Annotated in this window: 20 protein-coding genes and 1 riboswitch; of the genes, 9 read left to right on the plus strand and 11 right to left on the minus strand. The window is 70.3% G+C overall.

Features of this window, described 5'->3' with window-relative positions:
- Nucleotides 1-20: 20 nt before the first annotated feature.
- The gene (gene thiC, locus ACH4FX_RS07250) at nt 21-1,805 is read right to left on the minus strand and encodes a phosphomethylpyrimidine synthase ThiC (protein WP_398476029.1); all 1,785 of its coding nucleotides are present in this window, start codon (nt 1,803-1,805) and stop codon (nt 21-23) included.
- Nucleotides 1,799-1,957, minus strand: a riboswitch (TPP riboswitch). Its footprint overlaps the gene before it by 7 nt.
- Before the next feature lie 71 nt (nt 1,958-2,028).
- On the opposite strand from thiC, the gene ACH4FX_RS07255 reads away from it, so the two are divergent.
- Nucleotides 2,029-3,570, plus strand: a complete 1,542-nt coding sequence (locus ACH4FX_RS07255; RefSeq protein WP_398476031.1) for a YibE/F family protein — start codon at nt 2,029-2,031, stop codon at nt 3,568-3,570.
- Between the two features lie 62 nt (nt 3,571-3,632).
- Here ACH4FX_RS07255 and ACH4FX_RS07260 read toward each other — a convergent pair whose 3' ends face one another.
- From ACH4FX_RS07260 to ACH4FX_RS07275, 4 genes are all read right to left on the minus strand, one after another.
- Nucleotides 3,633-4,058, minus strand: coding sequence for an SsgA family sporulation/cell division regulator (locus ACH4FX_RS07260; protein ID WP_398476033.1), 426 nt, complete (start codon nt 4,056-4,058; stop codon nt 3,633-3,635).
- A gap of 104 nt (nt 4,059-4,162) precedes the next feature.
- Nucleotides 4,163-4,933: an IclR family transcriptional regulator gene (locus tag ACH4FX_RS07265; protein WP_398476413.1), complete on the minus strand. Its 771-nt coding sequence runs from the start codon at nt 4,931-4,933 to the stop codon at nt 4,163-4,165.
- A 487-nt stretch (nt 4,934-5,420) separates the two neighbouring features.
- On the minus strand, nt 5,421-5,645 hold the full coding sequence (locus ACH4FX_RS07270) for a DUF5326 family protein (RefSeq protein WP_398476035.1): 225 nt from the start codon (nt 5,643-5,645) through the stop codon (nt 5,421-5,423).
- Between the two features lie 254 nt (nt 5,646-5,899).
- Nucleotides 5,900-6,217, minus strand: coding sequence for a cupin domain-containing protein (locus ACH4FX_RS07275; protein ID WP_398476037.1), 318 nt, complete (start codon nt 6,215-6,217; stop codon nt 5,900-5,902).
- Nucleotides 6,218-6,266: 49 nt separating this feature from the next.
- On the opposite strand from ACH4FX_RS07275, the gene ACH4FX_RS07280 reads away from it, so the two are divergent.
- From ACH4FX_RS07280 to ACH4FX_RS07300, 5 genes are all read left to right on the plus strand, one after another.
- Entirely contained in the window at nt 6,267-6,647 is a 381-nt protein-coding gene (locus ACH4FX_RS07280) for a phage holin family protein (protein ID WP_398476038.1), read from the plus strand.
- Nucleotides 6,648-6,780: 133 nt separating this feature from the next.
- Nucleotides 6,781-7,338: a low molecular weight protein-tyrosine-phosphatase gene (locus ACH4FX_RS07285; protein WP_398476415.1), complete on the plus strand. Its 558-nt coding sequence runs from the start codon at nt 6,781-6,783 to the stop codon at nt 7,336-7,338.
- 156 nt (nt 7,339-7,494) lie between these two features.
- Nucleotides 7,495-8,661, plus strand: coding sequence for a cystathionine gamma-lyase (locus ACH4FX_RS07290; protein ID WP_398476040.1), 1,167 nt, complete (start codon nt 7,495-7,497; stop codon nt 8,659-8,661).
- Nucleotides 8,662-8,866: 205 nt separating this feature from the next.
- Nucleotides 8,867-9,763 (plus strand): LysR family transcriptional regulator, encoded by an 897-nt coding sequence (locus ACH4FX_RS07295; protein WP_398476042.1) that lies wholly within the window; start codon nt 8,867-8,869, stop codon nt 9,761-9,763.
- A 174-nt stretch (nt 9,764-9,937) separates the two neighbouring features.
- Complete coding sequence (locus ACH4FX_RS07300; protein WP_030599099.1) at nt 9,938-10,417, plus strand: NUDIX domain-containing protein; 480 nt, start codon at nt 9,938-9,940, stop codon at nt 10,415-10,417.
- A 187-nt stretch (nt 10,418-10,604) separates the two neighbouring features.
- Here ACH4FX_RS07300 and ACH4FX_RS07305 read toward each other — a convergent pair whose 3' ends face one another.
- From ACH4FX_RS07305 to ACH4FX_RS07315, 3 genes are all read right to left on the minus strand, one after another.
- Nucleotides 10,605-11,414 carry a pyridoxamine 5'-phosphate oxidase family protein gene (locus tag ACH4FX_RS07305; protein WP_398476417.1) on the minus strand — a complete coding sequence of 270 codons (810 nt, stop codon included), beginning with the start codon at nt 11,412-11,414 and terminating at the stop codon, nt 10,605-10,607.
- Nucleotides 11,415-11,768: 354 nt separating this feature from the next.
- Nucleotides 11,769-13,277 carry a globin domain-containing protein gene (locus tag ACH4FX_RS07310; RefSeq protein WP_398476045.1) on the minus strand — a complete coding sequence of 503 codons (1,509 nt, stop codon included), beginning with the start codon at nt 13,275-13,277 and terminating at the stop codon, nt 11,769-11,771.
- A gap of 1,080 nt (nt 13,278-14,357) precedes the next feature.
- Complete coding sequence (locus ACH4FX_RS07315; RefSeq protein WP_398476047.1) at nt 14,358-14,990, minus strand: HAD family hydrolase; 633 nt, start codon at nt 14,988-14,990, stop codon at nt 14,358-14,360.
- Nucleotides 14,991-15,243: 253 nt separating this feature from the next.
- On the opposite strand from ACH4FX_RS07315, the gene ACH4FX_RS07320 reads away from it, so the two are divergent.
- Nucleotides 15,244-15,792, plus strand: coding sequence for a DUF2269 domain-containing protein (locus tag ACH4FX_RS07320; protein WP_398476049.1), 549 nt, complete (start codon nt 15,244-15,246; stop codon nt 15,790-15,792).
- Here the strand turns inward: ACH4FX_RS07320 and ACH4FX_RS07325 are convergent.
- Together ACH4FX_RS07325 and ACH4FX_RS07330 are read right to left on the minus strand one after the other, a co-directional pair.
- Nucleotides 15,785-16,213, minus strand: a complete 429-nt coding sequence (locus ACH4FX_RS07325; RefSeq protein ID WP_398476051.1) for a heme-binding protein — start codon at nt 16,211-16,213, stop codon at nt 15,785-15,787. The genes ACH4FX_RS07320 and ACH4FX_RS07325 overlap by 8 nt on opposite strands.
- 202 nt (nt 16,214-16,415) lie before the next feature.
- Nucleotides 16,416-17,702: an MFS transporter gene (locus tag ACH4FX_RS07330; protein WP_398476053.1), complete on the minus strand. Its 1,287-nt coding sequence runs from the start codon at nt 17,700-17,702 to the stop codon at nt 16,416-16,418.
- A gap of 135 nt (nt 17,703-17,837) precedes the next feature.
- On the opposite strand from ACH4FX_RS07330, the gene ACH4FX_RS07335 reads away from it, so the two are divergent.
- Nucleotides 17,838-18,416, plus strand: coding sequence for a MarR family winged helix-turn-helix transcriptional regulator (locus ACH4FX_RS07335; protein WP_398476054.1), 579 nt, complete (start codon nt 17,838-17,840; stop codon nt 18,414-18,416).
- Nucleotides 18,417-18,439: 23 nt separating this feature from the next.
- Nucleotides 18,440-18,892 carry a GNAT family N-acetyltransferase gene (locus ACH4FX_RS07340; protein WP_398476056.1) on the plus strand — a complete coding sequence of 151 codons (453 nt, stop codon included), beginning with the start codon at nt 18,440-18,442 and terminating at the stop codon, nt 18,890-18,892.
- 104 nt (nt 18,893-18,996) lie between these two features.
- Here the strand turns inward: ACH4FX_RS07340 and ACH4FX_RS07345 are convergent, their stop codons facing one another.
- Nucleotides 18,997-19,755 (minus strand): TetR/AcrR family transcriptional regulator, encoded by a 759-nt coding sequence (locus tag ACH4FX_RS07345; RefSeq protein WP_398476057.1) that lies wholly within the window; start codon nt 19,753-19,755, stop codon nt 18,997-18,999.
- Nucleotides 19,756-20,214 lie beyond the last annotated feature (459 nt).

Genomic DNA, 20,214 nt, shown 5'->3' on the forward strand with positions numbered 1-20,214 from the left:
CCGTTCCAGCGGGCCGTCCGTCACTCCGCGATCGGCAGATACACCCGGTTCCCCGCCGCCGCGAACTCCTTCGACTTCTCGGCCATGCCGGCCTCCGCTTCCGCCTCCGTGGCGGTCGCCAGATCACCGCCGTGTTCGCGGCGGATGTCCTGAGAGATCTTCATGGAGCAGAACTTCGGGCCGCACATGGAGCAGAAGTGCGCCGTCTTCGCCGGCTCCGCCGGCAGCGTCTCGTCGTGGAAGGCACGGGCCGTGTCCGGGTCGAGGGCCAGGTTGAACTGGTCCTCCCAACGGAACTCGAAACGGGCGTCGGACAGCGCGTCGTCCCACTCCTGGGCGCCCGGGTGCCCCTTGGCCAGGTCCGCCGCATGGGCCGCGATCTTGTACGTGATGACGCCGGTCTTCACGTCGTCCCGGTCCGGCAGGCCCAGGTGCTCCTTGGGCGTGACGTAACAGAGCATCGCGGTGCCCCACCACGCGATCATCGCCGCGCCGATGCCCGACGTGATGTGGTCGTACGCGGGCGCGATGTCGGTGGTCAGCGGGCCCAGCGTGTAGAACGGGGCCTCCTCGCAGATCTCCTGCTGGAGGTCGACGTTCTCCTTGATCTTGTGCATCGGGACATGTCCCGGGCCCTCGATCATCGTCTGCACGCCGTGCCGCTTGGCGATCGAGTTCAGCTCGCCGAGCGTCCGCAGCTCCGCGAACTGCGCCTCGTCGTTGGCGTCCGCGATGGAGCCGGGGCGCAGGCCGTCGCCGAGGGAGTACGTGACGTCGTATGAGGCGAGGATCTCGCAGAGTTCCTCGAAGTGGGTGTAGAGGAACGACTCCTTGTGGTGGGCCAGGCACCACGCCGCCATGATCGATCCGCCGCGCGAGACGATGCCGGTCTTGCGCCGGGCCGTCAGGGGCACGTAGCGCAGCAGCACGCCCGCGTGCACGGTCATGTAGTCCACGCCCTGTTCGGCCTGCTCGATGACCGTGTCCTTGTAGATCTCCCAGGTCAGCTCCTCGGCCTTGCCGTCCACCTTCTCCAGTGCCTGGTAGAGGGGGACGGTGCCGATCGGCACGGGGGAGTTGCGCAGCACCCATTCGCGGGTGGTGTGGATGTTGCGGCCGGTGGACAGGTCCATGACCGTGTCGGCGCCCCAGCGGGTCGCCCAGGTCATCTTCTCGACCTCCTCCTCGATCGAAGAGGTGACGGCGGAGTTGCCGATGTTCGCGTTGACCTTCACCAGGAAGTTCTTGCCGATGATCATCGGCTCGGTCTCCGGGTGGTTGACGTTGGCGGGCAGCACCGCCCGGCCGGCCGCGATCTCGTCCCGTACGAACTCGGGGGCGACGTTCTCGCGGATCGCGACGTACTCCATCTCCGCCGTGATCTCGCCGCGCCGCGCGTACGCGAGCTGGGTGACCGCGGCGCCGCCCCGGCCCCGGCGGGGCTGCCGGGGGCGGCCGGGGAAGACCGCGTCGAGGTTCTTCAGGCCGCCGCGCGGCGAGGTGTGCTTGAGGCCGTCGTCCTCGGGGCGGGGCGGCCGGCCCGCGTACTCCTCGGTGTCGCCCCGGCTGATGATCCAGTTCTCCCGCAGCGGCGCCAGGCCGCGGCGGACGTCCGTTTCGATGTTGGGATCGGTGTACGGCCCTGACGTGTCGTAGAGCGTCACGTCCTTGCCGTTGGTGAGGTGCACACGGCGGACCGGGACCCGCAGGTCGGGCCGCGATCCGGTGAGGTAGCCCTTGTGCCAGCCGATCTCCTTGGCGGAGCCCCGGCCGTTTTCGGGCGTGCGTGCATCCTGCAGAGTCATGAAGACCCACTCCCTACGCCGGCATTACCCGGTAACAGGTTCGGCGGTCGACGCAGCGATGTCCGTGACGGCGTCACCGGCTTCGGCCGGTCGTTCCGTACGGGGGTCAGCGCCCTCTCAGCCCGGTGCTCCGAGCTCCCGCGATTGCAAAGGTGCCACCACGGTAGCGGCCCGTGTGGCGCGGTGAACAGGGGGCCCTGCCGGTTCTTGCGATGATCGGGCGGTGACCAGCAACGAGCCCTCGCACTCCGCGCACCACCACGTTTCCGGTCCGGCGCACGGACACGGTGCCGGTCCTCGGCACGCCGTGCCGGGTGACGGCCGGGCCCCGGACGCCTCGGGTACCACGGACGCCCCGGACGGCCGTTCCGGTGACCGGCATGCCCACGCCCGCGCCCACGGACACGGCAACAGCCACGGTCATGGGCACGGGCACAGCCATGGCCACGGCCCCGCCGCCCCCGTCTCCCGGCATCTGCGCAAGGTCATCGCCGCCGTGCTGATCCCCTTCGCCGTCGCGGTCCTGGCCGGGCTGGTCGTGCTGTGGCCGGGCGGCGCGCCCGGCCACCAGCCGTCCGGTGTCGGTTTCGACCAGCCGACCGAGAAGGCGAAGGTCGTGAAGGTGGCGGAGGTGAACTGCGCGGACGTACACGCGCAGCAGCAACAGCAACCGTCGCAGCGGCAACCGTCTTCGCCCGCGGGCCCGTCGCGGCCCCAGCACTGCGAGCGGGCGGTCATCGAGGTGACCACCGGCAAGGACACCGGCCGGCGGTTCGAGTCGATCGTGACGCCGGACGCCACGCGGCACTACACGGTCGGTCAGGGTGTAGTGGTCGCGTATGCGCCCAAGGCGCCCAAGGATTTGCAGTATTCGGTCACGGATGTGGACCGGACCGTCCCGATGTGGGTACTGGCCGCCATCTTCGCCGCGGCGGTGGTCGTGGTCGGACGGCTGCGCGGGGTGCTCGCGCTCGTCGCGCTGGTGGTGAGTTTCGCGGTGCTCACGCTGTTCATCCTCCCCGCCATCCTCCAGGGCTCGAATCCCCTGGTGGTCGCCGTGATCGGAGGCAGCGCGATCATGCTGGTCGCCCTCTACATGTGCCACGGGCTGACGGCGCGTACGTCCGTCGCCGTCCTGGGCACGCTGGTCTCCCTGCTGCTCATCGGCCTGCTCGGCTCGCTCTTCATCGGCTGGGCCCTGCTCACCGGCAACACCGACGACCAGACCGGGCTGGTGCACGGCCTGTACCCGGACATCGAGATCCGCGGTCTGCTGCTCGCGGGCATCATCATCGGCTCCCTGGGCGTGCTCGACGACGTGACCGTCACACAGACCGCCGCCGTATGGGAGCTGAAGGAGGCCGACCCGTCGGCGGGCTGGCGCAAGCTCTACTCCTCGGCGATGCGGATCGGGCGGGACCACATCGCGTCCGTCGTCAACACGCTCGTCCTCGCTTACGCGGGCGCCGCGCTGCCCCTGCTCCTGCTGTTCTCGATCGCGCAGAGCAGCGTCGGTACGGTCGCCACGAGCGAGGTGGTCGCCGAGGAGATCGTCCGGACCCTGGTGGGCAGCATCGGTCTGGTCGCGTCCGTACCGCTGACCACGCTGCTGGCGGCGCTCGTCGTCTCGGCGGACCGGGGCGCCGGGGGTGTCGAGGGATCCGGTTCGGGGCAGGGCGCCGGGGCCGGGGACACGGACGCGGGGCGCGGCGCGGGCCGGCGGTCCGTGCGCGGCGGGCGCGGCAAGCGGCGGCGTGCACGCTGAGCCGGCCGGGCGGACGGCAACGGCCCGCCGACGCACGGAACCACCGGGCCTCCGGCCGCCTGTCATCCCGCCTTCTGCGCCTCCGAAAGAATGCGGTCCAATGTCGAGTCGAGCGTGTCGCACACCTCTTCCTCCCCGATCGGTACCAGTCGGTCCGTACGGTCGAGGAAGGCCACCAGCGGCGGCGCGCCGGCGCGGAACAACGCCCGTTCGTCACCCACCTGAAGGCCGATGAAGACGTCGCTGAGGTGCTCGGAGGAAGACGGGCCGATGCGCACGTCGCCCTCACCGGACGGCTTGCTCAACCCGTCGAGCAGCAGTTCCCGACTGAACGCCCAGGTCACGGGCACATCACCGGGAAGGTCGAAGGTGAAGCTGACCGCGTAGGGGTCCGCGGAGTCGAAGAACAGCTCCACCGGGATACGGAAAGCGAGCTCCTCGGACACGAGGAAGCTCATGATCACTTCTGCCTGAACTGTGTCGGTCATCAGCCTCTGCCCCGTACTTGGTCGGAGATGGCCAGGAATCATCCCTCTTGGCCCCATTGACGCCATCGTCGGTCACGTGCAAGCGGATCACAAGGAGTGATTTTTCAGATACTGATAGAGAAAGCGAGTGTCGTTAACGTCGCCTCCGCCATCCTGCGTAGTCGATCGGTAACGCAGTGTAGGCGTTGAGCGTCGCTCGCGGGAAGGGAAATCGCCATGGTCGCGGCCGCCGAACCGACCTGGATGGGAATGGCCGAGCATACTGTGCCCAAGGCATATTCCTGCTGCTCGTACGCGACTTGGGCGCGCCGCACGCTGTCCAGGCGGTGCAGCAAGTCGTCCTCGGACCGCACCGAATACGGCGTCAACGGCTGTACCGGATAACGCGCCAAATGGTCCTTCCTGGCCTGCTCGTCGAGCTGCGCCAGCAGGCACTGGCCGATCGCGTGCGCGTGCGCGGTCGTACGGAAGTCCGCCCACTCCGCCACCCGCGGCCGTCGCGGGTCGTCGGTGGCGGCCACCACCTCCACCTCGCCCGCCCGGTAGACGGCGAAGTAGACCGCGGCGTCGAGTTGTCTGCCCGCGGACGCCAGCGCGTCGCCCATCTCGGTACGGCGGCGGCGCTCGGCCCCCGCCCGCCCGATCGCGCCGGCGGCCTCACCGTAGACGAACACACCGTTCTCACGCCGCAGATAGCCCTCGTGCGTGAGGGTCCGCAGCAGGTGGTACGTCGTGGGAAGCGGCAACCCCGCCTCTCTGGCCAGCTGTTTGGCGGGCGCGCCGGCGGAGTGCCCGCCCACCGCCTCCAGCAGGCGCAGCGCCCGCTGCACCGAGCCGATCAAAGTCGGGTGCGAAACGGCTTCACCGTTCACCATCGCCAACGCCACCCCCTGGTCGGGTCGCCGGGGCGCGGGGCGGCCCCGACGGCGAAAGCCGCTCCCGCTTCGCCCGTGCCTCCCAGGGGGCCTCATCGTCGACGCCCGGCCCGGGCTTGCCTCACTCGTTATTTTCCGGAACGTCACCATCCGGAAGACGCCTGCGAACCGCACTCTAGCTTGGCCGCACGGGGTGGCAGAGGCTTTTGCCGCCCAGTCGACTCAGCCTGGGGGGGAGGAGGTGGGCGGCGGCACCGGTCGGAGGCCGGGAAGCGGAACGCCCCGCTCCGTGGAGGAGCGGGGCGGGGCGCTATGGGCAGGGGTTCGGTGCTCGGGCTCAGGGCCCGGGGCCGGTGGGGCCCAGGGATCGGTGTTCAGGGGCCGGGATCCGGGCTCGGGACCCACCGTTCGGGCTCGGGGCTGCGGGGCGCGGGCCCGAACCGGTCAGGCTCGGCCCGGCCCCCGGTGTACCGCTCGGTCGCCCCCGTCACCACTCGCTGCGCGAGGAGGAGGACGAGGAGCCCGTCAGCCTGCGCACCAGATAGACGACACCGGCGATCAGCGCCACCGCGACCAGGACCTTGAAGAGCAGGCCGATCAGGAAGCCGACCGCACTGGCGATCAGGCTGCCGAACACCACCAGGAGGACGACGGGCACCGCGACCCACGTCACCCACCACGGAAGTCCTGCGAACGTCCCCTTGCCGGCCATTGCTCTGCCCTGCTTTCTGCGTAGTCCTCGCGCTTGTCGCTGTGCCGATGTGATGCCTTGATCACGCGGTCCGCGGTCCGTGGACCTGTTCAACGTCCCGTATCCGTGGTGCGTGCCCGGCGCCGCGGGCCCGGGGGCTCCGAAGCTCTGTTCCCCCCTGCACCATCGATGCTAGGACGGCGTACGCCGGAACGGCGGCCGCGCGTCCCCGGCCCTCCCCTGAACCGTCCCCTACGGGTCCCCGGGGGTCCGCCTCAGCTCTCGGGCGGAGAAAAGACCACCATGACCCGCAGGTCCTCGCTGATGTGATGGAACTTGTGCGGCACTCCGGCCGGCACGTACACGATGCTGCCGCGCGCCACCGAGGTCGTCTCCATGCCGACGGTGATCGCCGCCCGGCCGCTGACGACCAGATACACCTCGTCCTGGTCATGCGGCTGCTGCGGGTCGACGCTGCCGGCGTCGAGGGCGTAGAGCCCGACCGACATGTTCCGTTCCCGCAGGAACTGCAGATACGCGCCGTCGTTCGCGGCCCGCTCCGCCTCCAGTTCGTCGAGCCTGAAAGCCTTCATCGCCGTTGGCACCCCTCGAAGAGTCCGTCTCGTCTGCGACGATCTCACCATGAAGAATTTCGTGGTCAAGACGATCGCCAATGCCGCGGCGCTTGCCGTGGCCATCTGGCTGCTGAAGGACATCACACTGACCGGTGAGAACACCGGGCGCAAGGCGCTGACGCTGATCCTGGTCGCGCTGCTCTTCGGTGTGGTGAACTTCGTCGTCAAACCCGTGGTGAAGCTGCTGTCCTTCCCCCTCTTCATCCTCACCCTCGGCCTCATCACGCTCGTGATCAATGCGTTGATGCTGCTGCTCACGTCGTGGCTGGCGGATAAATTCCACCTCGCCTTCCACGTGGAGGGTTTCTGGACCGCCGTACTGGGCGGCGTGATCATTTCGATCGTCTCCTGGGCGATGCACGTGGTGCTGCCCGACGACAGGGACTGAGTACGTGCACCTCCCGATAACCCCACCGGCCTCGGCGGCGGCAGCGCCGGCGCCGGACGCCGCGCCCCGTCCGCAGGCGGCCACGCCGTACCGCGTCTGCTTCGTCTGTACCGGCAACATCTGCCGCTCCCCGATGGCCGAGGCCGTCTTCCGCGCCCGGACCGAGGAAGCCGGCCTTGACGGGCTGGTCGCGGTGGACAGCGCCGGCACGGGCGGCTGGCACGAAGGGGACGGCGCCGATCCGCGTACCGTCGCCGTCCTGCGGGCCGCCGGCTACGAGGAGGACCACACCGCCCGGCAGTTCCAGGCCGACTGGTTCGGTTCGCGCGATCTGGTAATCGCCCTGGACGACGGGCACCTGCGCGCGCTGCGGCGGCTGGCGCCCTCCGCCGAGGATGCGGCCAAGGTGCGGCTGCTGCGCTCGTACGACGCGGCCGTGTCCTCCGGCGGCACGGACCCGTACTCCTTCGCGCCCTCCCACCATCTGGACGTCCCCGACCCGTATTACGGCGGTATGGAAGGGTTCGAGGAATGCCTGGAGATGGTCGAGGCCGCCTGCGAAGGGCTGCTGGTGGCCGTGCGGGAATCTCTGGCCCAAACCGGGCGTCTTGCCGACAGGGAGGCGCTGAGCGCCGGAACCGCGTCCTATGGGGCAGGCGGCAGCCCAGCCGTCACAGCGGCCTCGCCGTGACGGCGGCCTCGCCGTAAGCCCGGGGCCCCGACGCCGGAAGTCCGGAGCTCGCGGCCGGAAGCCCGGGGCCGTGAATCCGGAGAGCCCGGGGGCGTAGTTCCGGAATTCCGGCTTCCAGGTTCATCGGTCCACCCGTATTCACGAGGAGACAAGCGCATGACAGGAGACAGCACCAGAGCTGTACGGGCCGGGCTCCCGGCGGTCGAGGCGTACGAACCGTCCCTCCCCGGCCCGGTCTTCGCCGCGCACTACCACCTGCCCGGCGACCCCACCGGCCCGTACACCTACGGCCGCGACTCCAACCCCACCTGGACCCGGCTGGAGGCGGCCATCGGCGAGCTGGAGTCCCCGGACGAGCCCGCGCACACCGTGGCCTTCGCCTCCGGGATGGCCGCCATCTCCGCCGTCCTCTTCTCCTGCCTGCGCAGCGGTGACGCCGTCGTGCTCCCGAGCGACGGCTACCAGCTGCTGCCCGCGGTCCGCGAGCGCCTGGAGAGCTACGGCATCGAGGTCCGTACGGCCCCCACCGCGGACGACGCGCAGCTCGGTGTCCTCGACGGCGCCCGGCTGCTGTGGATCGAGACCCCGTCCAACCCCGGCCTGGACGTCTGCGACATCCGGCGGCTGGCCGAAGCCGCGCACGCGCGCGGCGCGCTCGTCGCCGTCGACAACACCCTGGCCACCCCGCTGGGCCAGCGCCCCCTGGACCTCGGTGCCGACTTCTCGGTGGCCAGCGGCACCAAGGCGCTGACCGGTCACGGCGACGTGCTCCTCGGATACGTCACGACCCGCGACGCGGCGCTCGCCGGCTCCGTACGGATGTGGCGCAAGACCGTCGGCGCGATCCCCGGCCCCATGGAGGCGTGGCTGGCCCACCGGTCGCTCGCCACGCTCGCCCTGCGGGTGCGCCAGCAGTCCGACGGCGCCCTCGCGCTCGCGACGGCGCTGCGCGAACGCCCCGAGGTGACAGGTCTGCGGCACCCCGGGCTGCCCTCCGACCCGGCGCACGAGCAGGCCGTACGGCAGATGCGCGCGGGCCGCTTCGGCTCCGTGGTCTCCTTCACGCTGCCCGGCCGCGCGCACGCGGAACGCTTCCTGGCGGCGCTGACACTCGTGGACGACGCGACGAGCTTCGGCGGCGTACGGTCCTCCGCGGAGCGGCGCGGGCGATGGGGCGGCGACGCGGTGCCGGAAGGATTCATCCGTTTCTCGGTCGGCGTGGAGGAGCCGGCGGACCTGATCGCGGATGTGGTGGGGGCACTGGATGCCGCTCTGGGCGGGGGGAACGGCGCCGGGCACGGCACGGGGAGCGGCGGGTCCTGACGGGCTCGTACCGACGCCGCTACGTAAAGCGGGCTGGCAGGGTATCCCCCCTCGGCACCCTGCCAGCCCCGGTTCGCAGCACTACGAACCGTGCAGACAAGGCTAGTTGACTCAGCGTCAGTGTCCAATCACGCTGACGACACAGCCCTATCGACAAATTTATAGTTGGCGGGCGCCGGCGGTGCCGGAGCGGAGGGAGGTACGCATGGATCTTGCTTTATTACGCACGTTCGTCACGGTGCACCGAGCGGGTTCCTTCACCCGCGCCGCCGCTCTGCTGGGCCTCTCCCAGCCCGCCGTGACCAGCCAGATACGCACCCTTGAGCGGCAGTTGGGGCGCCCGCTCTTCCTCCGCAAGGCCCGCGGCGTCACCCCCACCACCGTCGGCGAGGAACTCGCCCACAAGGTGGCGCCCCACTTGGACGCGCTCACCGAGATCACCGAAGCCGGGCTCGACGAGGAGTCCGCCATCCGTACGCTGCATCTCGCCGGACCGCCGGAGTTCACCTCCCAGCGCGCGTTACCGGCCCTCACCCCGCTCATAGACCAGGGCCTGTGCGTACGCACCGCGTTCGGCTCCGCGGAGGAGCTGCTGGCCGGTCTCGCCGACGGGCATCACGATCTCGCGATCACCACCACCCGGCCGCGCGGCGCCCTGCTCACCGCGACGCCGCTGTGCGACGAGGAGCACGTCCTGATAGCCGCACCCCGCTGGGCGGCCCGGCTCGGCGGCCCGGCGGTCGTCCGGGCCAAGGGGGTGCGCGCCCTCGATCCCGTACCGCTCGTCGAGGTCCACGAGAGCCTGCCGCTGATCTCCCGGTACTGGACCGCGATCTTCGACACCCCGCCCGCGGCTTCCGCCGCCGTCATCGCCTCGGATCTGCGGGCGGTACTGGCGTGCGTGACGGCGGGCGCCGGCCTGGCGGTGCTGCCCCGCTATCTGTGCGCCGACGCGCTCGACAGCGGCGAGGTCGTTGCCCTGCTCGATCCGCCCGTACCGCCCCTGCGCACGTATTTCCTGGCCACCCGGGCCGGAACGCTGGCGCTGCCGCACATCGCGCGCCCGCATGAGTGGCTGCTGCGGGCTGCGGTGAGGTGGTGACGCCGGGGCCGGTTGCCCAGGTCCGGGTTACGGCCGGACCGGAAGCCGGCCGGAGGCCGACTGGAAGCCAGGGCTCCGGGTACCCGGCCGCGTCCCCGCACACCACCCGGGCGCGCCTCGGCGGACTGGTGGGACGGTGGTTTCACCGAGCCCCTGCTGCGGCATCTGTCCCGTATGACCGTACGGCCAGTCGTCAAACGCACCGCCCGCGCGATCCTGCTCGACGGTGCGGACATCGTCCTGATCAAGCGCACCAAGCCGGGCCGGGCTCCGTACTGGATCACTCCCGGCGGCGGCGTCGAGCCGGAGGACGCCACGGTCGTGGACGCCCTCCACCGTGAGCTGCACGAAGAGCTGGGGGCCAAGGTCACCGACGTCGTCCCGGTCTTCGTGGACACCGTCGAGCACATCAGCGACGGCGGGGTGGACGGGGTCAAGGTGCAGCACTTCTTCGTCTGCCGGCTGGAGTCCATGGACCCCTCCCTGCGGCACGGTCCCGAGGTGGAGGAACCGTGCGGCCAGTACGAGATCGTGCGCGTGCCCTTCACCAGGGTGGGCATCGCGTCGGCCGAGGTGGTGCCGCTGTCCCTGCGCCACTACCTCGACGGCAACATCGAGGGCGTACGGGCGATGCATGCTCCTGATCTGGGGTGATGGGGGTCGGGGCGGGAGCCGGTGGCGGGGCGGGACGGTTGGCGGGTGACATGGGGGGCAAGCGGTGGCGTACTGGCACCAAGCCGTACGGGCCCAGCCCTGGTGGCACAGCCGTACTGGCGCAACCGTATGGCTCAGCCGTACTGACGCCGCCGTGCCGGCCCAGCTGTACTGACACCGTCCTGTCCTACCCGAACCAGCCCCCGAAGTCGCTGCCTTCGGCGTCCGCCGCCCCCCGGTGCTGAGCGCGGGCGAGCACCCGCTCGACCTCGCGCTTCACTTCCGCCCGCACCTCCCGGGCAGGAGCAACGTCGGGGACGGGTACGGTCTCCCGTTCCGGCTCTGCCGCAGCCTCCCGTTCCGGCTCTGTCACAGCCTCCCGTTCCGGCCCTGCCGCGATCTCGCGTTCCGGATCTCCCACGGTCTCCCGCCGGGAAGCCGCCTCCGCCGCCGCGCCGAAGAAGTCCCCACCCTTGCGCTTGGCGTCGTCCGTACCCCAGGCGCGCGGTCCGCTCGCCTGCCGGGGCACCTTCTGCAGGTGCGGGATGTGCTTGGCGCAGTGAATATACGTTTCCTCAACCGCGACCTCGACCCACAGCTGGGCACGTCGCCCGGGTACCGGGTCAACGGGCAGGTCCGGGTGGCGGGCCCGCATCTCGTCGTCCATGACGACCCGCGCCCGGCCGTTGACGTGCAGGCCGATGCGGTCGCGGGTGAAGTCGATCATCAGGATGCCGAGGTGCGGGTTCTCGGAGATGTTGCCGATGGACGCCATGACGCCGTTGCCGCGGTACTCCGGGTACGCGATCGTGCGCTCGTCCAGAACCTGGACGAACCCGGGCGGCCCGGCCCGGAACGTGGAGTCGCACTCGCCGTGCCGGTCGGCCGTCGCCAGGAAGAACATCTCCTGGCGGCCCACGAACTCCCGCATGCGCGCGTTGAGATGGTCGAGCACCTGGTCGTCATAGAAGCGGTCGGCGCGTTCGATCGTCCCCATCCGCTGCTGCACCAGGTGCTCACCGTCGCTGCCCGGCCGCGCCTCCCGCACGCCCACCGCGGGCTCTGCGTCCTCGCTCGGCCCGACCAGCCCGTATGCCCCGGATGTACCCCCAGGCGCGCTGGCCCCACCTGCCTCATCGAAGCCACCGGCCCCACCAGAGCCTTCCCAGGCTTCGGGTGCCCCGGCAGTGCCGTGCCCATCTGTGACACCGGGCGCCCCTACGGCCCCCTTCGCACCACCGTCGCCCCCGCTCGTCACCCCCGAGATTTCGGCCGCCCGCAGCTCGCCGTACGTCATCAAACCGTTTCCACCCTGTACCGCCGAGGCGTGTTCACCATGTGTCGTCAATGCTCAATCTCCCGCCGCGACCAGCTCTTCCACGGAGTCGTGCCGTATGCGGTCGGAGGGAATACCGACCCCCACCAATGCGTCCACGCCGTTTCGGATCATTCCGGGCGGCCCGGACAAGTAGGCGTCATATTCCCTCCACGGGCCGTACTGACGCACCGCGTCCGGGAGTTGGCCACTGAGGTTGTTGCGCGTTCCACCGGTCCGGCCGGAATCGACGACCGTGCGCACGGACAGCCACGGGTGGCTCTGCTCCATCCGCAGCATGGTGTCCAGGTCGTAGAGGTCGTGATCGCTGCGGGCGCCGTAGAAGACCTCCATCGGACGCCGGTGCCCCCGCTCGGCCACGTCCTCGACCAGGGCTTTGATCGGCGCGATGCCGGTACCGCCGCCGAGGCACAGCAGGCCGTTGTCAGTGGTGTGGTCTACGGTCATGGAACCGGATGGGGGACCGAGCCGGACGACGTCGCCGGGGCGGGCTCGATGAACCATGGCGTTGGAAACCCACCCGGCCGGTACGGCTTTCACGTGAAAGGAGAGCAGACCGTCGGAGCGGGGCGCCGCGGCGAAGGAGTAGTGCCGCCATACACGCGGCCACCAGGGGGTTTCCACACTGGCGTACTGGCCGGCCAGGAAGGGGTAGGGCTGATCGGGCCGGACGGACACGACGGCTATGTCCGGTGTACGCAGCTCGTGCGAGACGACCTCGGCCTGCCACCAGGCGGGGGCCACCAGCTCGTCCTCGGCAGCCGCGTCGATCATGATCTGCGAGATCTTGGTGTACGCCCGGACCCAGGCCGCCTCGGCCTCCGGGGCCCAACTGGTGTGAGCGTAACGGGCCAGCGCGGCGAGCAGGCACTCGCCGACCGCCGGGTAGTGCTCGGGCAAGGTGCCGTACTTGCGGTGTCCGCGCCCGAGGTGGGAGAGGTACTCGTTGAGGTAGGCCGTGTCTTCGACGTTCTTGACGGAGGTGAGCAACGCCTTGAACAACCGGTCGCGTTGGGCGTCCATCGCGGCGGGAAAGAGCGCGCGCAGGTCAGGGTGGCGCACGAACAGCAACGCGTAGAAGTACGAGGTGACCTTGTCCGCCACGGGCTCGATCTCATCCAGAGTCCGCCGGATGAGCGCCACGTCACCCGAGTCGCTCCGCCCTGCCTGAGCACCGCCGCCGACTGACGGGGCGGTACGGGCGGCGGTAGGGGCTGCGCCGGGACCGGCGGGCGTGGTGGGCACGTCGGCGGCCGACGGTACGGCCCCAGCCGACGAGGACCGGGCCACAGCTGCCCCTGCCGGGGACTGGCCTGGCCCTACCGGCGCGTGGGCCGATGTTGTGGTGGAGGCGGAGGTGGGCGGGTGGGTGGGGGGAAGGGGAGAAAGGCCCCCAGCCCCCGCCGCAGCCCCACCCCGTACGCCCTCGCCCGCCTGCCCCGGCCCCGCCGTCTGCTCAGCCGTGCGCCCGGCCGCGTGCCGGGGGCCATGACCGCCCGCCTGCCCGGGTGCGTGGCCGGTCACCTGCCCGGATGCACGGCCAGCCGTGTGTCCGGCGGCGTCCCCAGGTGCGCGTCCACCGGCGGGGACAGACGTATGCCCGAGTGCGTCCCCGACCCCGGGCTCAGTCGTGCGCCCGGCCCCGGGACCAACCGTCTGCTCCGTCCCCCGCTCGCGTTCCTCTGCCGTGCCCACAGGCCTTATGGAGCTGACCGGCCGGCTGGGTATCTGTGCCCGGTCCTCGTCGTACCGGGCACCCGCGTCGTCACGTACGGCCTGGCCGCTCGGCGCCCGAAAGCCGCCGGCCCGCTGCTCGTCCGCGCCGGGCGCGCTCCACACGTCCTGGACGCCGGATTCGTTACGGACGTGCGGTTCGGAGCGGTCCGCAAAAACGCCATGGCCGCCGGGAACCTCCGCACTCCGGCTCCCATTTCCAGCGGCCCGCTCGTCACGCTCCGCCTCACCGTGGCCACTTCCTTCACCGCTCGGGCTGTTTCCGCCGTCCCGGTCGTCCGTACGCCGCTGATGATCTTCGGCGGCCTTCTTCGACGGAGTGAACCATCCCCAATCGCCACTGCTGCCGTCAGAAGAGCCGTTATCGGCCGACGTGGTGGTCGGAGCGTCCATGGTCTGCCTCGCCTCGAACGTCTTACGATCGTCTTCGCACTTCCGCAGTTCGGAACGTGCCCGGAATTCCCCGCGCCCCACCGGAATTCTTAATCGATCAGAGCTATCCCGGCAACACCCTGCAAAGCGGACACACCTCAGTCCTTCCGGCACCGCGCGGATCTCGTTATCCGCAACATGCCACCCGCGCCCAGCGGACTGGACGAACAGCCGGAAACCCGGGCACCACAAGCGCGTTGCCACTAAGCTGCCGGGCTCCACACCCCGCAGCTGCCGTACGACCCGGACCCCGGAGGGCTTCTGACGTACTCCCGAAGCTCTCCTCCCGCTCGACCGGACTAGACCATACCCGCAGCGCTTGAATACACAACCCCTGAACCGGAAACACTTCCTCCGGCACGCCCGATTTCCGTGAGCCTTCCCACAGAACGCAATTCATCGGGCATGGCGTACGAATCGGCCGCGGGCAGCCGGGAATTACCCACCGGCCCGCGCCAGTGCGTATGCCTCACGCAGGTCACGGCCCTCGTACGCATATGAGGCCAGGCCGCTGACATGGTGGTCCGCATTCACCGCGACGGACGCGGGAACGGCCGCGAACAGGGCAGCGTCGGACAGGGAATCGCCATACGCCACGCAGTCGGCCCGTTGCAGTCCGAACTCGGCGCACAGTTCATCCGCAATCCTCACCTTTGCAGACGCGGAAAGTATCCCGTCCGGTTCCACCGCATCCCGAAAAGGAAGCGCGGGCCAGCGCGAGCCGTGTGCGGCGTCCGCTCCCCAGCCCGTCAGCCGCTCCACGAAGAACCCCGGCGACAAGGAGATCACCGCGCACCGTTCCCCCCGCGCCCGGATGTCGCCCCAGACCTCCCGGATGCCGGACAGCCACGGCGCACTCTCGAAGGCCGCCGCCACCAGCTCCTCGGTCAGCTCCGACCACAGATCGCACGCCAGCTCCGCGAAGCGCACCGGTGTCACCTCGCGGGCGGCGAAGGCACGTTCCAGCTCGGCGATCTCCCGGTCCAGCCCGAGTTGCCGGGATATCTCGATGGCGGCTGCCGAACCGTAGAGCAGCGTTCCGTCCATGTCGAAAAGATGTAGCTTCCCCATACGGGGAGCGTAGGACGTGCAGGCCTCCTGCGGCCCGCACGTCACAGCAAGCGCTTGCTGTGTACGGTCCATCCCCTGCTCGGCCACGCACCGGACCTCGCACGGCCCCCGCCCCGTAGACGGCGTTCGCCTCTCACATACCGGTCGCCTCACGCTCCCCAGCCGTCCCCCCCCCACATACTCAAGCGCGCGTACGACCGGATACTCCCGCCGTCAGATGTCACGCAGCCCGCCGGGCGCGACCGTGGAGCCCATGAAGCAGCTCAGCCGGCCCGCTCGCCGGGCCCACCTCGTCATCCATGTCGCGGTCTCCGTCGGCTGGCTCGGGCTGACGCTCGGCCTGCTCACCCTCAGCCTGACCGGGTATGTCTCGGGATCACCGGACACCACCGTGGCCGCCTACCGCGCCATGAAGATCTTCAGCGACTGGCTGCTCGTCCCCGTGGCGCTGCTGACGCTGGTCAGCGGGCTGATCCTCTCCTTGGGGACGCACTGGGGCCTGGCCCGCCACCGATGGGTCGTCGTCAAGTTCTGGCTGACCCTGGCGACCGTACTGATGACGGCCTTCTCCCTGCGTCCGGGGATCGACCGGCTCGCGGCCGACGCCGTGGCCGGCACCCCGGACACCGGGCTGAGCATGGTCGCCGCCCCTTCCGTGGCTACGGTCACGTACTTCTTCGTCACCGCGATCTCCGTGCTCAAGCCGTGGGGCCGCACCAAACGCGGCGGCCGACTGCGCGCCGCACAGTCGGCCGAGGTACGCGAGAGGGCACGTAAGCACCCAAGTACGTCCGTCAGTTGAGCCCCGCCGCCTCAATGGCGGTACGGGCGATGCGGTCGTCCTGCTCCGGCGCGCCGCCGCCCACGCCGATGGCGCCGACCAGGCGCCCGTCCCGGTGGACCGGCACACCGCCCGCGATGAACAGCAGCGGGCGGTCGAGCGCGGTGGGCAGCGTGTGGAAGAGCCCGTCGGGCCGTACGGCGTCGACGAGGTCGGCGGTCGGCGCGTCCAGTTGCAGGGCGGTGTACGCCTTGCGGGTGCTGGTCTCGCCCGAGATCAGCACGGCGGTGTCATCCCGCCGGAAGCCGAGCAGGTGCCCGCCCGCGTCCAGGACGGTGACGCTGCCCCGCACACCGAGGTCGGCGGCGGCGCGGCGGGCGGCGTCGATCAGGGCGTCCGCGTCGTGGGTGGTGAGGGGACGGACGGAGGGGGTGGTGCTCACGGGTGGTTCTCCTAGAGGAACGGATGGTGTTCGTTCGTAGTTCCGGGCAGTTGCCAGGTAGCGCGGCCCAGCGGTCTGTCGGATGGTCGGGGAGTTGTAGGCCCGGTCCTGATAGGTGCGCAGGTGAGGTGGTCAGGTCGGCCGGCAGGCGAGTACGGGGGCTGCGTGGATGGTCGGGGGCCCGGCCGGCGCCCCGCCTCGCTCAGCGGCGTACGGCTGTCGCACCGCCCTCTTCGGAACTGCCCGCCCCAATGCCGTCCCCGCTGCCAACGCCCGACGCGACAACCCGGCCGTTCCGCGCGTCCCGGCGATCCGAACCGTCCAGGCCGCCCCGACCGTCCCGGCCGCTCCGCCGCTCCAGTGCTCCGGCGATGACCGCGACGCCCAGCGCCAGGACGGTCATCCCCACCCCGACCCAGTTCGGCGCGGTCAGCCCGAACCCGGCCGCGATGACGATGCCACCGAGCCAGGCGGCCAGCGCATTGCCGAAGTTGAAGGCCGCGATGTTGCCGACCGAGGCCAGGGTGGGCGCGGCCGACGCCTGGTCCATGATCCGCTTCTGCAACGGCGGTACGGTCGCGAAGCCGAAGGCTCCGATCAGGGCGATGGTGACGGTTGCGACGATCTTGTTGTGCGCACCGAGGCCGAACGCGGCCAGCGAGAGCGCGAGCCCGACGAGGGACACGTACAGCATCGGCATCATGTAGCGGTCGGTGAACCGTCCCGAGACCAGGTTGCCGGCCACCATGCCCAGCCCGAAGACGGCCGTGAGCCAGATGACGGACGATGCCGCGAAGCCGGTGACCTCGGTCATCATCGAGGCGAGGTAGGTGACGGCCGCGAAGACGCCGCCGAAACCGAGGACGGTCATCAGCATCGCGAGCCCGACCTGCGGGTTGCGGAAGACCGCGATCTCCTGGCCCATCGGCGCGGCGGCCCGGACGCGCTGCGCCGGCACCAGCTTGGCGACGCCGAGCAGCCCGAGCACGCCCAGGAAGGCGATGGCGACGAAGGTGGCGCGCCAGTTGATCTGCTGGGCGAGCAGCGTGCCGGTCGGTACGCCCACGACGTTGGCGACGGTCAGGCCCGCGAACATCATCGAGATGGCGCCGGCCCGCTTGTGCGGGGCGACGAGGTCGGCGGCCACCAGCGATCCGATGCCGAAGAATGCGCCGTGGGTGAAGGACGAAACGATCCGCCCGGCCAGCATCACCGGGAAGGCCGGCGCCACTGCGGTGAGCAGGTTCCCCACCACGAACAGCCCCATCAGCAACATCAGCATCTGCTTGCGGGTCATGCGGGTGCCGAGGGCGGTCATCAGCGGGGCGCCGGCGACGACACCGAGCGCATAAAGGGTGGTCGCGTACCCGGCCAGCGGGATGGAGACGCCGAAGCCCGCGGCCACGTCGGGCAGCAGCCCCATCACCGCGAACTCGGTCATCCCGATCCCGAAGGCGCCGATGGTGAGCGCCAGGAGGGCGAGAGGCATGACGGATCCCTTCAAACGATTGCAGCCAGCTTCAACAAGCGCCGACAATAATTGCAGACGCGGGTTACTTGCAAGCGCGGGCTATTTCATCGGTGTCCTATCCTGGTTCGTACGACCTGTAAGGAGGTCCCTCGGATGACGCAGCAGACCCGGCAGGCGCCGCAGCCTGAGCAGCCGCAGACGCGGCAGGACCGGCGGCGTCGCCAGCAGCGGACGGCGGACGAGGCCACGGGCACAGCCACGCCGGGCCAGGGCTGCCCCACCGGTTCCGGGTCCGCCCCGGCCCTCGCCCAGGGCTGGTGCGCCCTCTCCGCCCTGCACGGCCGCATCGAGACGCACATCGAGCGCGCGCTGCAGGCCCGGCACGACCTGAGCGTGCGCGAGTTCTCCGTACTGAACGTGCTCAGCGAGCAGCACGACGGGCCGGGGGGCCACCTGCGCATGCACCAGGTCGCGGACTCGGTCGTCCTCAGCCAGAGCGCCACGACCCGCCTGGTCACCCGGCTGGAAGAGCGCCGCCTGCTCTCCCGCTACCTGTGCCCCGACGACCGGCGCGGCATCTACACCAACGTCACCGACGAGGGCCGCCAGCTGCTCGAAGAGGCACGGCCGACGCACGACGCGGCACTGCGCGAAGCCCTCCAGGACGCCGCAAAGCGCCCCGAACTGGCCCCCCTCGTCACGGCGGTGGAAACCCTCGCACCGCCTGCCTGAGGGGGAGTCGTAGGGTCCCGCTCATGAGCGAAATCGAGATCCGCCGGGCACGTGAGGACGACATCCCCGCCATCGTCGCGATGCTGGCCGACGACCCGCTGGGCGCCACCCGCGAGACCCCGGACGACCTGGCCCCGTACCACGCCGCGTACAAGCAGCTGGCCGCCGATCCCCACCAGCACCTGGTCGTCGCCGTCCGCGATCACCGCCCGGTGGGAACGCTCCAGCTCACGGTCGTGCCGGGGCTGTCCCGGCGCGGCAGCAGCCGCTCGATCATCGAGGCGGTACGCATCCACTCCGACGAACGCGGCGGCGGCCTGGGCACGCGCCTGATCGAGTGGGCCGTCGACGAGTCGCGCGCGCTCGGCTGCCGGCTGGTGCAGCTCACCTCCGACGCGACGCGTATCGACGCGCACCGCTTCTACGAGCGCCTTGGTTTCGAGGCATCTCACCTTGGATTCAAGATGCAGCTCTGACCTGCGGATTCATGGCCTGCACGCCCTCACGCCCCTTGGGAGTGGGGGCGTACTTGGTATGCACGCTCAGCGGTCCCGGACCGCCGCCACCCGGTCCCCGGTCGTCAGCCGCTCCGCTGGCTTCCGTTACGCGTACGTGCGCGAGTCCTGGCCCGGTGTGCCTTCTGCCGGCACGCCCCACCGCAGTACCGAGCAGGCCGCCCGGTACGTGCCGCGGGAACCGGCCCGCCACACTCCTCGCACACCCTTTCGTTACGTCCTGGCAACTGCCGGGGCAGTTTCGTCACGCCCTTGCGCTCGCGCAGCCCGTCGCACATCAGGGCCGTCATCCGCCCCTGCGGAGCCCCCGCAGAAGCGCGCCGCTGCTCCATCGCCAGGCACCCGACAAGCAGCTCCCGCACATCGTCAAGGCTGACGTCCTTCCTTACGCCACCCGCATGTTGAGCTCGTACGAGCAGTACGCCCAGGGCCTCGCCGAATTCCCGATCGGCCTGCGCTGAAGGCTCGTAACCACCCTCGGCAACCGCTTCCAGCGCATCACACAGCGCCTTGTTGCGTGACGCCAGCCGCACCACCGACGCAAGGAACCGGAAAAAGACTCCGACGGGGTCCGCCGCGTCCGCCAACTCCTCTGCCGTGTCGGTGAACAGCTGCACCCGGTCGGCGACCGTGGCCCTGAACAGGGCATCTTTGGACGGGAAATGGCGATAGACGGTACCCGCACCGACACCCGCCCGGCGCGCGATCTCTCCGAGCGGGACACTCAACCCCTGTTCCTCGAAAGCCGATCGGGCCGCCTGCAAGACCAGCGCTCTGTTACGCCGCGCGTCCGCCCGCGCAGGCGCGGACACCTCGCTCGCCACCTCCGAGCCTCCTGCAAACCGTCGACTTCCGGGCCGAGCGCTCCGTACGCCCCAACCGGGTTGATCATTCCGATTCTACGGGACCCTCAATCCATGATCCACAAAGGCGCGGTACCGCGGAGAGCGGAATGAATGGAGGAGCCGGGGCAGAGGCTGAGACGGGGGCGACGGAGGCCGGAGTGGCGACAGGACGGCATTCGGGTCTTCACCACTCAGCCTGCGCCCACCCGCCCTGGGCTGCCACCGGGGTACAGCCAACAGGGGATGGGCTGCGACGCCGCCACGCAGGAAGCACATCCCGCCGACGCATGACTGGTCGCCTACGACGCCGTCGTAGAGCTCAACTGACCTGACAGAGGCGCGAGTTACGCCTCACCTGCGGCGCGAAGGAGCCCCCTGGCACCCTTCCGCTCCCCCGTTTCACGTGAAACAGCACCCCCGATGGGCCTTATCGGGCCC

Origin of the sequence: Streptomyces sp. NPDC018019, assembly GCF_044327805.1 — a bacterium.
Taxonomy (GTDB): Bacteria; Actinomycetota; Actinomycetes; order Streptomycetales; family Streptomycetaceae; genus Streptomyces.